The sequence below is a fragment of the Streptomyces sp. 1222.5 genome (genome assembly GCF_900105245.1).
GTDB lineage: Bacteria > Actinomycetota > Actinomycetes > Streptomycetales > Streptomycetaceae > Streptomyces > Streptomyces albidocamelliae.
The window spans coordinates 1,460,878-1,475,364 of the sequence record NZ_FNSZ01000001.1 but is presented as its reverse complement, the minus strand read 5'-3'; the positions used below and the strand labels follow the sequence as shown (position 1 = coordinate 1,475,364).

The window sequence follows — 14,487 nt, the reverse complement described above, 5'->3', positions numbered from 1 at the left end:
AGATCTTGCGTGTCTCCCCGTCGTATCCGGCGGCGACGCAGTGCCGCGGTGCGCCGCAGGCGAAGCTGAGGACGCCGGCGCCGTCGGGGTGCTGTGCGGGCAGTGACGTGCGCTTCCAGCTGTGCCCGTCGCCGGTGACCGTGACGTTCCGGCCCCCGGCCGGGCGGCGGCGCTCTGCGGCAACACCATGACGGTCAGCACGGCGAAGACGCAGACGACCGCGTACCACGCTCTCGCACCCAACGCTGCCCCCCGGTTCGGGTCGGATGTGGACAAGTGGGCCGAGAGCAGCGGGACGTCGGGCGACCTGGGCGCCAATCTGTGAAGGAACACCGGAACTCGTGCGGATATCCTCTGTACATGGTCAGGTTGCTGTGAGGTGTGGATCCACCGCATGAGAAGACGAAACCTCTGGGCGACGGCCGTGGCCCCGGCCGTCCTGGCGACGACGGTGCTCACCTGGTGGCTGGTCCGTGATCCCGCCCCGTACGCCCTGAGCGGCGGACCGGCGGTGCACCTCACCGTGCGTCCCGAGAAGTCCGGCCATCCGGACGCCGGGGAGGTCGCGGACGAGGCCCGACTGCTCCTCGAGGTGTACGTCCAGCGACTGAGGGCCGGTGACGCCGACGGCCTGGCCGACCTGGGCGCACCCTGGTACACCGGACGCGACCGGGCCGCGCGCGACCTGATCGACCGCTACCGCGCGCACGCCGGCGGAGCGGCCGAAGCGATCGTGCGGGACCCGGCCGTACCGTACCTGGCCGGTGTGGAACTCCGCTTCGGCGACGGCCGGCGGCAGACGCTCGGGCTCAGCCGCGACCGCGACGACGTGTGGTGGCTGCAGCTGGGAGCCGGCGACCCCGTGGCGCCGTAAACCCGCCGGACGGAGCGGCCGCCTCACGGCTTCCCCGTGGCACCCGGACCTGACGTGCCGTCACGAGAGGAAGATCACGGCGGTGGACGCGGTCTTGGCCGCGCACGCGTCTCGCGGTACGGTCTGTCCGATATCGACGACGGCGAGACGGAAGCCGGTGGGAATCCGGCACGGTCGCGCCACTGTATGCGGGGCACCCCTCGGGGTGGTCCGCCGAGTCAGACCCGTGGCCGTCGTCCTGTGCACCACCGAGATGGGACGCGAACTCCCAGAGGAGGCCCTGCCATGGCGCAGACCGTCGCCCAGCCGACTGCCGACACCCCCGCCGTTCCCGCCACGCTGCCGCTGAAGGCGATAGCCCCCTGGGCGGTCTTCTTCGGCGTCCTGATGCTTGTCCTGCTCTACTTCGTCGGCGCCGAGCAGGGCGCCACGTCCGTGTTCAACGGCACCGACGTCCACGAGTGGGTGCACGATGCCCGCCACCTGCTCGGCTTCCCCTGCCACTGACGCGAGGGACGCCGCGCACCATGAACTCCGCAACGGTAAGAAACCTCCTCGTGCGGGGCATGCTCGCCGGCCTCGTGGCCGGCGTGCTCGCCCTCGTCGTGGCCTACCTCCTCGGTGAGCCGAGCGTCGACCAGGCGATCGCCTTCGAGGACGCCCACTCCCACGAGCACGAGATGGAAGTCGTCTCCCGCTCCCTGCAGTCCACCGCCGGCCTCGCCACGGGCGTTCTCGTCTACGGGGTCGCCTTCGGCGGCATCGCCGCGCTCGCGTACTCCTTCGCGCTCGGCCGTGTCGGCCGTTTCAGCCCGCGGGCGACCGCGCTGCTGCTGTCAGGCTGCGCGCTGGTCGCCGTGTACGTCGTGCCGTTCCTGAAGTACCCGGCCAACCCGCCGTCCGTCGGTCAGCCCGAGACCATCGGCAAGCGGACCACCCTGTTCTTCCTGATGATGGCCCTCAGCGTGCTCCTCGCGGTGGGCGCCACCATCCTCGGCAAGCGTCTCGCGCCCCGTCTGGGCAACTGGTGGGCGACCGTCGTCGCGGTGGCCGCCTTCGTCGTCGTCATCGGGCTCGCCTACGCCTTCCTGCCCGCCGTCAACGAGCTGCCCGCGCACTTCCCGGCCCGCCTGTTGTGGCGGTTCCGGCTCTCCACCCTGGCCATCCAGACCGTCCTGTGGGTCGGATTCGGTCTGCTCTTCGGCGAGTTGGCCGAGCGGCAGCTGAACCCCCGGCCGGCCAGGGCATCTTCCGGACGGACGGTTCCCGCCCCGCACTGACGGTCACGGGACACCGGGCGCCCCTTCGGAACGGGCGTTCGCGCCGCGCGGTGGTGACGCTGCCGCGCCGGCGCCGGGTAGGCGGCCTCCTGAGCCATGGCGACCGCCCCGGCTCAGGAGGCGGCGGCCGCGTCCCGTCCGGCCAGCGGCTGACCGAGCCGCAGATTCCACCGTCCGGCCCGGCCGCTCAGTTCCGTCGCCGTCAACGGCGGCACGTCCAGCCGCCAGAAGGCGGCCGCAGGCAGACCGAGGACGTGCACGACCGCGGCCCGCACGACCTCCGGCTCGACCACGGCGAGGGTGCGGCCGTCCGTGCCCTGTACGGCGTCCAGCCACCGCCCGACCCGCTCGCACAGCTCCCGCACCGACTCGCCGCCGTGGGGCGCGGATCCGGCGTCGGTGAGCCAGCGGCCCACGGCCTCCGGCTCGGCGGCCCCGACCTCCTCCAGGGTGCGGCCTCGCCAGCGGCCCGCGTCCAGACCGGCCGGCGCCGAGTCCCGCGCACCGACGAGGCCCAGCGCCTCGGCCGTCTCCCGGCAGCGCACGCTCGGTGAGGTCAGCACCCGGCCGGGGGCGCGCAGGCACCCGGCGGCGGAGCGGGCGCGGGCCGCCCCGGCCTCGTCGAGCGAGTCGCCGTCGTCGAAGCGGGCCCGCCGCATCGACGGGCTCGTCGCGGGCGAGACGAGGGTGACGCGGCTGGTCACGTGCTTGTTCCTCCTGCTGCTGTCCCGGGTTCGTGCGCCGGGGCCGGGGCCGGGTACCGGGAGCGGCCCGGCGGTACGGCCGCGAACCTAACACCCGCCCCGAGACGGCAGGCACCTCGTCCCGCGACCCGCGGTACAACACGACGAGGGTGTTTAGCCCGCTCCCCGTGGGTCACGCGATTCGGGAAACCCGGTGCCGGCCGGGACCGCCCCCGCGCGTGCGCGGGTAGGAGGCGAGTGCCGCCCCCGCTGGCGGTAGACCGGTGCCCAGGAGCCGCTGCGCCGCCGTCGGCGCACGACGAAAGGCAGCCTCATGACGGAGATCCGCCCCGCCACCACCTCCGACTCGGGCGCACCGGTGGAGAGCGACGAACACTCGCTCACCGTCGGCCCCGGAGGACCGATCCTGCTCCAGGACGCGTATCTGATCGAGCAGATGGCGCAGTTCAACCGGGAGAGGATTCCCGAGCGCCAGCCGCACGCCAAGGGAAGCGGCGCCTTCGGCCATTTCGAGGTGACCCACGACGTCAGCGCCTACACCAGGGCGGCGGTCTTCCAGCCCGGCACGCGCACCGACCTGGTCGCCCGCTTCTCGACCGTCGCGGGTGAGCGCGGCAGCCCGGACACCTGGCGCGACCCGCGCGGCTTCGCGGTGAAGTTCTACACCAGCGAGGGCAACTACGACATGGTCGGCAACAACACGCCGGTGTTCTTCGTCAAGGATCCGATGAAGTTCCAGCACTTCATCCGGTCCCAGAAGCGCCGCGCCGACAACAACCTGCGCGACCACGACATGCAGTGGGACTTCTGGACCCTCTCCCCGGAGTCCGCGCACCAGGTCACCTGGCTGATGGGGGACCGGGGCGTGCCGCGGACCTGGCGCCACATGAACGGCTACACCTCGCACACCTACATGTGGATCAACGCGGCCGGCGAGCGGTTCTGGGTGAAGTACCACTTCAAGACCGACCAGGGCATCGAGTGCTTCACCCAGGACGAGGCCGACCAGATGGCCGCCGCCGACACGGACTACCACACCCGTGACCTCTTCGAGCACATCCGGGACGGCGACTTCCCCAGCTGGACCCTGTACGTGCAGGTCATGCCGTACGAGGAGGCCACGTCCTACCGGTTCAACCCGTTCGACCTCACCAAGGTGTGGCCGCACGGCGACTATCCGCTCATCCAGGTCGGGCGCATGACCCTGGACCGCAACCCCACCGACAACCATGCCCAGATCGAGCAGGCGGCCTTCCAGCCGAACAACCTCGTCCCCGGTATCGGGCCGAGCCCGGACCGCATGCTGCTGGCCCGGCTGTTCTCGTACGCGGACGCCCACCGGTACCGCATCGGGGCCAACTACCAGCAGCTGCCGGTGAACGCCCCCGTCGTCGACGTCCACACGTACTCCAAGGACGGGGCGATGGCGTACCGGAACACGACCGATCCGGTGTACGCGCCGAACTCCAAGGGCGGACCCGCGGCGGACACCGAGCGCTTCGGCTCCCCGCCCAGCTGGACCGCCGACGGCGAGATCACCCGCGCGGCCTACGTCTCCCACCCGGAGGACGACGACTGGGGGCAGCCCGGCACCCTGGTGCGCGAGGTCCTGGACGACGCGGCCCGTGACCGCCTGGTCGACAACGTCGTGGGGCATCTCCTGAACGGCGTCAGCGAACCCGTCCTGGAACGTGCCTTCACCTACTGGTCGAACATCGACGAGACCCTCGGCAAGCGCATCGCCGACGGCGTACGGGCCAAGGCGGACGAGAAGGACCCCAAGGCCGCGGAACAGGCCAACCCGGCCCGGAGCTCGATGCAGCACAAGGCCTGACCACCGGGCGCGCCCCGAGCGCGCCGCCCGGCAGCCCGAGAGCGGCCGCCCCTGGGTTCCCCGTCCCGGGGCGGCCGTCGTCGCACCGAGCGCGAAGTCGGGGCCCCTCCCCGCGACGGTGACTCTACGGAGTTGTCCGGCCACTCTCGATCGCTTCTGTCCGAGCCCGGACCCACGTACTGCGATAAAATTCGAGCCTTGGGATCCGCGCGGCCGAGCCGCCCCGCACGGTGCGAAAAGGCGGCCGGCACCTGCTCGATCAGCAGGAGAATCCACCAGTGCCAGGGGGCCGGTCGGCGGCTCCGCGTTCCGTTCACCCGTAGGTCGGCTTCCATGGACCTCAACACCATCACCGAAGTCATCCGGCGACCGTCCGAGCGGCCGGGGACGGACTGGCGCGAGGGCGACGCCTGGCTCGCGGGCGGGACATGGCTCTATTCCACGGAGCAGCCCGGCCTGCGACGGCTGATCGACCTGACGGCATTGCCCTGGGAGCCCCTCGCCCTCACGGACGAGGGCTTGGAGATCGGCGCCACCTGCACGATCCGCGACCTGTACGCCCACCCGTGGCCCGAGCGCTGGACCGCGGGGATCCTCTTCCGCAAGAGCTGTGAGGCGTTCCTGTCCTCGTTCAAGGTCTGGAACGCGGCGACCGTCGGCGGGAACATCTGCATGTCTCTGCCCGCCGGCCCGATGATCACGCTGACGGTCGCCCTGGAGGCGCGGTACGAACTGTGGGCGCCCGACGGTTCCGTGCGCTTCGTGGACGCCCTCGACTTCGTCACGGGCGACCACCGGAACGTCCTCGGCCCCGGGGAGATCCTCCGGCGCGTCACCGTTCCGGAGCAGGCGCTGCGCAGACGCACCGCGCACCGCCGCTTCACGCTGACCCGGTTCGGCCGTTCCACGGTGTTCCTCGTCGGCACACAACGGCCCGGAGCGAACGACCTGCTGCTCACCGTCACCGCCGGGACCACGCGACCGGTCCGCTTCGCCTTCGACTCCCTGCCCGACGCCCGAACCCTGCGGCAGAGCATCGACGCCGTGCCCGCCGGCCTCTGGTTCGCCGATCCCAACGGCACCCCCGACCACCGTCGGCACCTGACACGGTATTTCGCCGAAGAGATCCGCCGCGAACTCACGGCTGGAGACCTGGCATGAGTTACGTCGTGAACGGCAGGGGGTTCGACCGGGAGCCGGCCCCCGGCCAGTGCCTGCGCACCTTCCTGCGCGAACTCGGCCACCTCGGCGTCAAGAAGGGCTGCGACGCGGGCGACTGCGGCGCCTGCACGGTGTGGCTGGACGGCGCGCCCGTACACAGCTGCATCACCCCGGCGTTCCGTGCCGACGGCCGCGAGGTGACCACCATCGAGGGCCTCGGCCGGCCCGGCGCCCCGCATCCGATGCAGCGGCGGTTCGAGGACGCCCCCGGCTTCCAGTGCGGTTTCTGCACCGCGGGGATGATCATGACGTCGGCGACCCTCACCGAGGAGCAGAAGGCGGATCTGCCACGAGCGTTGAAGGGCAACCTCTGCCGCTGCACCGGATACCGGGCGATCGAGGACGCCGTGCGGGGCGTCGGGGCCGTGGAGACGGCGGCACCGGGCAAGGCCGTCGGTACGAGCGTCGGCGCGCCCGCGGGCCACGACGTGGTGACCGGCCACGCCGAGTTCACCATGGACACCCGCATCGACGGGATGCTGCACCTCAAGGTGCTGCACTCACCGCACGCGCACGCCCGGATCCTCTCGATCGACAGGAGCGCCGCCCTGGCGGTGCCCGGCGTGCACCGGGTCTACACCTGGGAGGACGTACCCCGCAGACGTTTCACCACCGCGATCCACACCGACCACCTGGTCGACCCGGACGACACCTACATCCTCGACGACACGGTCCGCTTCGTGGGACAGCGCGTCGCGGCGGTCCTGGCCGACACCGTCGGGGCGGCGGAGGAGGGCTGCCGGCGTCTCGGCGTCGAGTACGAAGTGCTGCCGGCGGTGTTCGACCCGGAGGCCGCGATGGCCGACGGCGCACCCCAACTGCACGGCTCCCACGATCCGTTCGTCCACGACCCCGTCCACAACGTCCTGCTCGAACTCCACTCGCACATCGGCGACGTCGACGCGGGATTCGCCGCCGCGGACGTGATCCACGAAGGCACCTACTTCTCCCCGCGGGTGCAGCACGCGCATCTGGAGACCCACGGTTCCGTCGCCTGGACGGAGGACGGCCGGCTGACCGTCCGCACCAGTTCGCAGTCACCGTCGATCGCCAAGGTCAAACTGGAGTACCTGTTCGCCCTGCGCCCGGACCAGCTGAGGGTGTTCTGCAAGCGTGTCGGCGGTGGTTTCGGCGGCAAGCAGGAGGTGATCGCCGAGGACCTGGTCGCACTCGCGACCTTGGACACGGGGCGGCCCACCTGTCTCGAGTACACCCGCGAGGAGGAGTTCACCACGGCCTCGCCGCGGCATCCGATGACCCTGACGGTCAAACTCGGTGCGAAGGCGGACGGCACGCTCACCGCGTTCCAGGTACGCAACGTGTCGAACACCGGGGCCTACGGCAACCACGGCGGCGAAACGCTGCACGCGGGCGGAGCCGCCGTCATGATCTACCGCTGCCCGAACAAGAAGTACGACGCCTGGTCCGTCTACACGAACACCGTGCCGAGCGGGGCGCTGCGCGGCTACGGGATGACGCAGCCGGCGTTCGCGGTGGAGTCGGCGATGGACGAACTGGCCCGCGCCCTCCACCTCGACCCGCTGGAACTGCGCCGCCGCAACATCGTGCGGCCGGGCGAGCCCCTGGTCGCCCTGCACGAGGGCCCCGACGACGTGATCTTCACCGAGGACGGGCTCGCCACGTGCGTCGACCTCGTGGGTGACGCCCTGGCCCGGGCGGCCGACCGGCCGCCCCCCGGTCCCGAGTGGCTCGTCGGAGCCGGCGTGGCGAGTTCGCTGCACGAGACCGCGCCGCCCACGGAGCACCTCTCCGAGGCCTGGGTCACGCTGGGGGACGACCTCCTCTACGAAGTGGCGGTCGGCACCGTCGAGTTCGGGGAGGGAACCTCCACGGCGCATGTCCAGATCGCGGCCGACCAACTGGGTACGACACCCTCGCGGATCCGTCTGGTGCAGTCCGACACCGACCGCACGGGATTCGACAGCGGCGCCTTCGCGAGCGCCGGCCTCTTCGTCGCGGGCAACGCCGTCCTGCGGGCGGCCAACGCCGTGCGCGACCGCATCCTGGAGTTCGCCGCGGCGCACACGGGCGTCCATGTCGTGATGTGCGCGATGGACGACGACGGAGTCCTGTGCGGGGACCGGCGGGTGTCGCTGGCCGAACTCGTCGCACTGGCCCGCAGCCGCGGGATCCGCTTCACAGCCGCACGCAGGGCCTACGGCTCGCCCCGGAGCGTCACCTCCAACACGCAGGGATTCCGGGTCGCCGTGCACCGCGTGACCGGCGAGATACGCATCCTGTACAGCGTGCACGCGGCGGACGCCGGAGTGATCATCAACCCGGCGCAGGTCCGAGGGCAGGTGGAGGGCGGTGTCGCCCAGGGGATCGGCTTCGCGCTGACCGAGAATTACCAAGTCGACGACAGCGGTGTCATGGTCAACCCGAACCTCCGCAACTACCGCATCCCCGCCTACGCCGACGTCCCCCGCACCGAGGTCCTTCTGGTGGGCTCGACGGATTCGGTGGGGCCCGTGCGGGCGAAGGGCATGGCGGAGTGCTGCATCAACCCGGTGGCCCCCGCGCTCGCGAACGCGGTGCACGACGCGACGGGCGTCCGGTACCGGGCTCTGCCGCTCACTCCGGAACGCATCTACGGCCGGCTCCCCGCGGAGCAGTCGGTGCGGGCGGGCTGAGCCACCATGAGCGCCGGAAGGAGCGTGGCCACCGCGGCGACGGCGATCATCGGCCAGAAGGTGCTGCCCGGGATGGAGCGGGAGTTCGAGGCGTGGCAGGAGAACCTCAACGCCGCGGCCGCCCGCTACCCGGGCTTCCTCGGCGCCGAGATCTCCCCGCCGACACCGCTGCAGCCCGACTGGCTCATCGTGTACCGGTTCGACTCGGTGGCGCACCTGCAGGCGTGGATCAACAGCAGCACCAGGCAGACGTATCTCGACTCCGGCGCCCAGTACTTCGACGGTCCCGCGACCCAGAAGGTGGTGGGCAGCGGCACCCGGTCACCGGATCCGCTGGTCACCGTGGTGGTCACCCACCGTGTCCCCCCGCACCAGGTCGACGACTTCCTCGCCTGGCAGCAGCACATGGTCCAGGAGGAGAGCAGGTTCGACGGGGTTCCGCGGCACCGAGCTCTTCCGCCCCGTCGAGGGGCTCCCGGAGGAGTGGACCACGCTCTATCGCTACGACAGCGCCGAGCACCTCGACGCCCGGCTGACGTCGCCGCAACGCCGGGAGATCCTGGCCGAGGGGGAGAAGTTCAGCGCCTACCGGCTGCACACGATCGACAACTCACCAGGACCTCCCTGGCCATCTGGGTCGGCCTTCTCGTGGGCAATCTGCTGTCGAGTCTCCTGATGAGCTTCCTGACCATGCCCTATTACGTGAACCCGCTGCTCGGGCGCTGGCTGCGGCCGCCCCGGCAGGAACCGGCGCTGAGAACCAACCTCCGCTGCCTCGGCATCGTCGCCGTCGCGATGGCGTTCTGGGCCCTCGACTTCTACTGGTCACGGTCCGCTGGTGGACACTGCCCTGGCGCGCGACCCGCCCGCTGTACAGTGAGCGCACGCCTTTGACCTGCATCGAGCAGGCAGGGAGCCGACCTCTGGGAGCACCGCATGCTGCGCACCATGTTCAAGTCCAAGACCTAACGCTTGAGCATCTATGCAGGTCACAGGCATGGTGGGGCCGTTCGGGTCAGCAAACGGTCAGCATCGGGTAGGAAGGCGTCCCGGCTTGCTGAACTTGCCAGAGGCCGGTTGACCCGGCGCCCGTATCTCGACTCGACGTCCACCACGTGGGCTCCTCCTGGCGCCTCGTGTACCCGACCCCATCCCGAGCAGCCGACTGCTGCGGGGCGGCGAGCACATCGGAGACTTCTCCTCGGACGGAGACGGCGGGGTGTTCGCCGTGTGGCGTGAGGGGACGACACAGAGCGCCTCGGACGCGGCCCTCGCCTACGCGCTCGCCGGCGCGTTCTGCACCGGAGCACAGCCGATGTGGATGACGGCGATCGAGACGGCCGGCGACCTGCTACCTGGCTGGTCCGCGCCGTCGGGAGTGGCGACGGTCCCTGTCAGCGGTGTACTGCGGAGATGCTGCGCCGGCCTCACCGGGGATCAGGCATCCTGTTGAGCGTCCAGTGGACGCAAAGCGGTGCGGACGCCCTGAGAGTTCGACCGCACACTGGTGGGCCCCCGACCTCCTCGATCGGCAAGCTCTGACTTGACCGACAGATCAGCACGCAGAACCAGCCCACCGTTCTTTCGTACTCGCCGTGCCCGGCACGCCCGAGCGGCAGGTTGCCGACGCCGTGCGAGCCCACCGCCAAGGACGTCGCCGGCACCCGCCGCCACGACACCTGGCTCATGCGGGAGGTACCGGGCCTCCTGTCGGAGGTGGGCGCGGAAGCGGTCCAAGCGGTCGCTCTGCCCCAGGCCGTGCCCGTGCCCTGGCCCTCAAGATCGAGGACGGCAGCGCCCGAGCCCTGGGGCCGGTCCTGGGCCGCGCGCTTGGTTTGCTCGGCGTGACGGACCAGTGATCAACCGCGTCGGACGTATGCCCCTGCTGGGCGGAGGCCGGGGGGTGGGCGAGATACGGACGATGTTCCGAGGCTGTGGTGCGGGGCGCGTGGTGGTCGTGATGCTCGCAGACGTCCACCACCGGGCCACGTGCCCGGCCCATTCCCAGGATCAAACTGGTCCGGCCGGTGGGCCGGGCACCCGCACCAGAGGGGGCCCGGCGCCCTCCGTCGGTTGCCTGCGGCGTCAGCCGCGTGGGTTGACCGTGTCGCGGAGGGACGCCAGAGCCGAGCCGTACAGCCGAGCCTTGATGGTGCCGAGGGTGCCGCCGGCCTTGCTCAGCTGTGCCTGGGCGATCTCCACGGCCGTGGAGCGCACGGCGTCCTCAGCGACCGCCCGGTCGACGATGCCGACGGCCGCGGCGTCCGACCCGCCGTAACGGCGGGCGGTGACCATGGCCTCGTGCGCGGTCTGCGGCGCCAGCCGGGACTGGATCAGGGCGGACATGCCGGGCGTGAAGGGGATGTTGATGTCGGCTTCGGGCAGGCACCAGTAGCCACGGTCTGCGCGCATGACGCGGAAGTCGTGCGCGAGGGAGAACATCGCGCCCGCGGCGAAGGTGTGCCCCTGCAGGGCCGCCACGGTGATCATCGGTAGCGAGAGCACGCGGGCGAAGAGCTCATGGACGGAGACGATGTAGTCCTGGTGCTGGTCGGCGTGGCCGGACAGCCACTCCAGATCCAGGCCGTTGGAGTAGAACTTGCCCGTCGCGGCGGTCACCAGGGCTCGCGGTCCTTCTGCCTTCTCCACCTCGTTCAGGGCGGCGTCCACGGACGCGATCCAGTCGGGATGGAAGCGGTTCTCACCGTCTCCGAGGTCGAGCACGAAGACGTTGTCCTGGCGGTCAAGGGTAGGCATGTGCGCTCCTGGAAGGATGCGTGGTGTGAGGGAAGGGCGAGATCGGGCAGCGGGCTGCCGCGGGCGTGCTCCAGCTCCAGCACGCGAGCCATCGGGATGCTGTGCCTGGCGCACCCCTGTGTCCAGTCTGGCGTAGTCGACGCCGGCAAGGCCGGGTTGCGGGCGGCGACGTCCGCGTGCACTGGGTGCAGTTGGCGTTCCGGTTCAGCGTGGTCGTACCCGGCGGGACGCGGTGCCGGCCCACCCGTACGGTGTCGGAGGACGACTCGCTCTTGATCACGTCGGCGCCGAGGTCACCGAGTGTCTGGGCCGCGTACGGACCCATCACCACGGTCCCCCGGTTGATCACCCGCACCCTGTCGAGCGGCGCGGATGACGAAGGATTCCGCCATCCCCTCTTCCTTTCGCGCCGTGCGTCGTTGCGCCTGAGACGGAATGCTGAATGAGGAGCGACGGGAGATGGAATCATCAAAATGGGAACGGCGGTGTTACCGCAGTGGTCACACCGTTTCTCGGTAGTCCAGGGCTGTTGTCGGGCAGTCCATCGGGAGAGAGCCGTCGAGGCGGCCAGGTTGAAGCTACCGGAGGAGTAATGCGAACCCGCGGCACGCCGGGCAGTCTGGAGGTGGGGGGCGCAAGGTGTGTCCGCGAGGGGCACGGCGGTAGCAGCGACGTCACCGCTCACGCCAGGCGGGATGGGAAGAGGCCCCATGAACGAATATCCGCTGATCGACGACCACGGTCTCATCGGTGACCTGCAGACGGCCGCGCTGGTCTCCACCGAGGCGACGATCGACTGGTTCTGCAGCCCGCGATTCGACTCGCCGAGTATCTTCGGAGCACTGCTCGACGGTGCGAACGGCGGTCACTGGACGATTGCTCCCCAGGCGCCGACGTACGCGACCAAGCAGCTCTACTACCCGGACACCTGTGTGCTGCTCACCAGATTCATGACCGAGCAAGGCGTCGGCTCGGTCGTGGATTTCATGCCGCCTGCTTCTCCACGTAATCCGACAAGCAATCACCGGCTGGTCCGCATGCTGCGGTGCACACGCGGCGAGATCTCGTTCGACATCGAGATCGCCCCTCGGTTCGACTACGCGCAGCAACCATATGAGGTCACCTCGCATATGGGCGGCTGGCATTTTGCCAGCCCAGATACGGATGTGACCGTCCATGTGGTGGACACACCTGACGTTGAGTGCGTGAGCGACCGCAGGATTCGGTCAGACGGCGTGTGCATGACTGTAGGGCTACGAGCTGGTATGACCCGCGGCCTGGTGCTGGAGACGTTCGCTGACGGTCCGCCACGCATCGTTTCGCCGCAGGAATGCGAGCAGCTACTGGAGGACACCATCGCCTTCTGGCACAACTGGCTGGCGCGTTCGCGCTACACCGGACGGTGGCGGGAGACGGTCAACCGCTCCGCCATGACGCTCAAACTCATGACGTACGCCCCGTCCGGGGCCATGGTCGCGGCTCCGACCACCAGTCTGCCGGAACAGGTCGGAGGCGAGCGCAACTGGGACTACCGCTACGCGTGGGTACGTGATGCCTCCTTGTCCCTTCATGCGCTGCTCGGGCTGGGATTCACCGAGGAGGCCGTGGCGTTCACCGAGTGGCTGGGCGACCGCGTTCAGGAATACACCGGTCCTGGCGAACACCCTCTGAAGGTCATGTACCGCGTCGACGGCTCCTCCGACCTGGCAGAGCAGACCCTGGGCCACTGGGAGGGCTACCGGCACTCCGCTCCGGTGCGGGTGGGCAACGGTGCCGCTGACCAGTTGCAGCTCGACATCTACGGATCGGCACTGGAGTGCCTCCATTTCGCCGACCAGCAGGGTCTGCCGACAACCTGCCGCATCTGGCAGACGCTGATCAACACGGTGGACTGGGTGTGCGAGAACTGGGACCGTCCCGAAGCCGGTATTTGGGAAACGCGGGGCGGTGACAAGGACTTCACCTATGGACGACTCATGAGCTGGACCGCGCTGGATCGGGCCATACGCATGGCCACCCGGAGCGGCCGCCCCGCCGAGGTGCAGCGCTGGACGAAGGAACGCGACGCCATCTACTGGCAGATCCTGCGGCGAGGGTGGAGCCCGGAGCGTGCAGCGTTCACGCAGTACCTGGGCAGCGACGTCCTGGACTCCGCGCTTTTGCGGATGCCTGCGGTAGGGTTCATCCCCCCGCAGGATCCGCGGTGGCTCTCGACCTTGGACGCGATCAGGAACGATCTCGTGTCCGACGGCCTCGTATACCGGTACGACCCCTCTGCCTCTCCCGACGGACTGCTCGGTTTCGAGGGCACCTTCTCGGCGTGCACTTTCTGGTACGTCGAAGCCCTCGCTCGCGCCGGCCATCTGCGTGAAGGGCGACTCGTCTTCGAGAAGATGCTCACCTACGCCAACCATCTCGGCCTGTACTCCGAGGAGATCGGGCTGACCGGCGAGCAACTCGGCAACTTCCCACAAGCATTGACCCACCTCGCCCTTGTCACCGCCGCGCTCAGCCTGGATGCCCATCTCGACGCCGCCAGGCCGGGCTTCCCTCCCACCTCTGCGGTTCCGGTTCCCTTTCTCTACGCGCAACCGATGGCGGCAGCGGCCGGAGGCCCACCTGTCACGCCGACCACCCCGTATCCGTCGGAGCACGTCATCCGCAGGTGAGCGCACCACCCTTTCCCCATCGGTCCGCCACCTGCGGTAGCAGGCCGCGTCCACCGGTGATGGCAAGGCGGTCGTGATGCCGGCACGGCTACAGGGTGCGCGATGACCATGGGCGAGCCCGTCAACACGCCCTTGAGAAGGCTTCGGCCACGGCCGACCAGCCTGTTGCGGCATCGCTGCGCGGTGGTTGGATCCTGCTGATCGAGATTGCCGATCTACGGTTGCCGTTGCCAGGTGACCGCACCATCGACGCCCTCGCCCGACCGCTGACGACACTGGCAGCCTGGTGAACGCAAGGGTCGGCCATTCTGACTGGGGCGATCGGCACGGAGCCGCTGTTGCGCGACCTGGCGCGTGCGCGCAACTCGACAGGTGACCGGCTTGATGGTCAGGTCGGGGCAGGGATCCGGAACGCGTCGCGCCGCCCTGACTGGCGTCGATCCCCAGGGCCTACCCGGCTTCGCCCGTCACCCCCCCGGCAGTGACCCCACGGT

13 protein-coding genes, 1 pseudogene and 1 riboswitch are annotated in these 14,487 nt (G+C 69.9%); of the genes and pseudogenes, 11 read left to right on the top strand and 3 right to left on the bottom strand.

Going from position 1 to position 14,487, the window contains the following annotated elements:
• The first annotated feature begins 121 nt into the window (after nucleotides 1-121).
• The 4 genes from BLW57_RS06695 (at nucleotide 122) to BLW57_RS06680 (ending at nucleotide 2,154) form a co-directional block, all read left to right on the top strand.
• A complete protein-coding gene (locus tag BLW57_RS06695) occupies nucleotides 122-325 on the top strand; it encodes a hypothetical protein (RefSeq protein ID WP_093472864.1) in 204 nt (67 codons plus the stop codon).
• Between the two features lie 69 nt (nucleotides 326-394).
• A complete protein-coding gene (locus BLW57_RS06690) occupies nucleotides 395-874 on the top strand; it encodes a hypothetical protein (RefSeq protein ID WP_143051586.1) in 480 nt (159 codons plus the stop codon).
• Between the two features lie 103 nt (nucleotides 875-977).
• A riboswitch (cobalamin riboswitch) is annotated at nucleotides 978-1,123 on the top strand.
• 36 nt (nucleotides 1,124-1,159) lie between these two features.
• Nucleotides 1,160-1,381 (top strand): CbtB domain-containing protein, encoded by a 222-nt coding sequence (locus BLW57_RS06685; protein ID WP_093472862.1) that lies wholly within the window; start codon nucleotides 1,160-1,162, stop codon nucleotides 1,379-1,381.
• A gap of 20 nt (nucleotides 1,382-1,401) precedes the next feature.
• Nucleotides 1,402-2,154, top strand: a complete 753-nt coding sequence (locus tag BLW57_RS06680) for a CbtA family protein (protein WP_093472860.1) — start codon at nucleotides 1,402-1,404, stop codon at nucleotides 2,152-2,154.
• A gap of 113 nt (nucleotides 2,155-2,267) precedes the next feature.
• Here the strand turns inward: BLW57_RS06680 and BLW57_RS06675 are convergent, their stop codons facing one another.
• The gene (locus BLW57_RS06675; RefSeq protein ID WP_093472859.1) at nucleotides 2,268-2,858 is read right to left on the bottom strand and encodes a histidine phosphatase family protein; all 591 of its coding nucleotides are present in this window, start codon (nucleotides 2,856-2,858) and stop codon (nucleotides 2,268-2,270) included.
• Between the two features lie 313 nt (nucleotides 2,859-3,171).
• On the opposite strand from BLW57_RS06675, the gene BLW57_RS06670 reads away from it, so the two are divergent.
• The 5 genes and pseudogenes from BLW57_RS06670 to BLW57_RS06645 form a co-directional block, all read left to right on the top strand.
• Nucleotides 3,172-4,692, top strand: coding sequence for a catalase (locus BLW57_RS06670; protein WP_093472857.1), 1,521 nt, complete (start codon nucleotides 3,172-3,174; stop codon nucleotides 4,690-4,692).
• Between the two features lie 333 nt (nucleotides 4,693-5,025).
• Nucleotides 5,026-5,853 carry an FAD binding domain-containing protein gene (locus tag BLW57_RS06665; protein WP_093472856.1) on the top strand — a complete coding sequence of 276 codons (828 nt, stop codon included), beginning with the start codon at nucleotides 5,026-5,028 and terminating at the stop codon, nucleotides 5,851-5,853.
• Nucleotides 5,850-8,567, top strand: a complete 2,718-nt coding sequence (locus tag BLW57_RS06660; RefSeq protein ID WP_093472854.1) for a molybdopterin-dependent oxidoreductase — start codon at nucleotides 5,850-5,852, stop codon at nucleotides 8,565-8,567. The genes BLW57_RS06665 and BLW57_RS06660 overlap by 4 nt, the downstream gene beginning before the upstream one ends.
• 6 nt (nucleotides 8,568-8,573) lie before the next feature.
• Nucleotides 8,574-9,461, top strand: a complete 888-nt coding sequence (locus tag BLW57_RS06655; protein ID WP_256339406.1) for a putative antibiotic biosynthesis monooxygenase — start codon at nucleotides 8,574-8,576, stop codon at nucleotides 9,459-9,461.
• A gap of 677 nt (nucleotides 9,462-10,138) precedes the next feature.
• Nucleotides 10,139-10,494 (top strand): annotated as a pseudogene (locus tag BLW57_RS06645) (asparaginase); the annotation flags it as partial.
• A 158-nt stretch (nucleotides 10,495-10,652) separates the two neighbouring features.
• Here the strand turns inward: BLW57_RS06645 and BLW57_RS06640 are convergent.
• Together BLW57_RS06640 and BLW57_RS43030 are read right to left on the bottom strand one after the other, a co-directional pair.
• Nucleotides 10,653-11,324, bottom strand: a complete 672-nt coding sequence (locus tag BLW57_RS06640; protein WP_093472851.1) for an enoyl-CoA hydratase-related protein — start codon at nucleotides 11,322-11,324, stop codon at nucleotides 10,653-10,655.
• Nucleotides 11,311-11,793 carry a CoA transferase gene (locus tag BLW57_RS43030; protein ID WP_093472850.1) on the bottom strand — a complete coding sequence of 161 codons (483 nt, stop codon included), beginning with the start codon at nucleotides 11,791-11,793 and terminating at the stop codon, nucleotides 11,311-11,313. Before BLW57_RS43030 ends, BLW57_RS06640 begins: the two co-directional genes overlap by 14 nt.
• 241 nt (nucleotides 11,794-12,034) lie before the next feature.
• On the opposite strand from BLW57_RS43030, the gene BLW57_RS06630 reads away from it, so the two are divergent.
• Entirely contained in the window at nucleotides 12,035-13,993 is a 1,959-nt protein-coding gene (locus BLW57_RS06630; protein WP_093472848.1) for a glycoside hydrolase family 15 protein, read from the top strand.
• A 95-nt stretch (nucleotides 13,994-14,088) separates the two neighbouring features.
• Complete coding sequence (locus tag BLW57_RS41795; protein ID WP_143688833.1) at nucleotides 14,089-14,283, top strand: hypothetical protein; 195 nt, start codon at nucleotides 14,089-14,091, stop codon at nucleotides 14,281-14,283.
• Nucleotides 14,284-14,487: the final 204 nt, after the last annotated feature.

Coding starts and splice junctions, on each gene's coding strand:
- BLW57_RS06670 (WP_093472857.1), top strand. CDS start 3,172: ATGACGGAGATCCGCCCCGCCACCACCTCCGACTCGGGCGCACCGGTG.
- BLW57_RS43030 (WP_093472850.1), bottom strand. CDS start 11,793: ATGATTCCATCTCCCGTCGCTCCTCATTCAGCATTCCGTCTCAGGCGC.
- BLW57_RS06690 (WP_143051586.1), top strand. CDS start 395: ATGAGAAGACGAAACCTCTGGGCGACGGCCGTGGCCCCGGCCGTCCTG.
- BLW57_RS06630 (WP_093472848.1), top strand. CDS start 12,035: ATGAACGAATATCCGCTGATCGACGACCACGGTCTCATCGGTGACCTG.
- BLW57_RS06685 (WP_093472862.1), top strand. CDS start 1,160: ATGGCGCAGACCGTCGCCCAGCCGACTGCCGACACCCCCGCCGTTCCC.
- BLW57_RS06680 (WP_093472860.1), top strand. CDS start 1,402: ATGAACTCCGCAACGGTAAGAAACCTCCTCGTGCGGGGCATGCTCGCC.
- BLW57_RS06655 (WP_256339406.1), top strand. CDS start 8,574: ATGAGCGCCGGAAGGAGCGTGGCCACCGCGGCGACGGCGATCATCGGC.
- BLW57_RS06665 (WP_093472856.1), top strand. CDS start 5,026: ATGGACCTCAACACCATCACCGAAGTCATCCGGCGACCGTCCGAGCGG.
- BLW57_RS06640 (WP_093472851.1), bottom strand. CDS start 11,324: ATGCCTACCCTTGACCGCCAGGACAACGTCTTCGTGCTCGACCTCGGA.
- BLW57_RS06660 (WP_093472854.1), top strand. CDS start 5,850: ATGAGTTACGTCGTGAACGGCAGGGGGTTCGACCGGGAGCCGGCCCCC.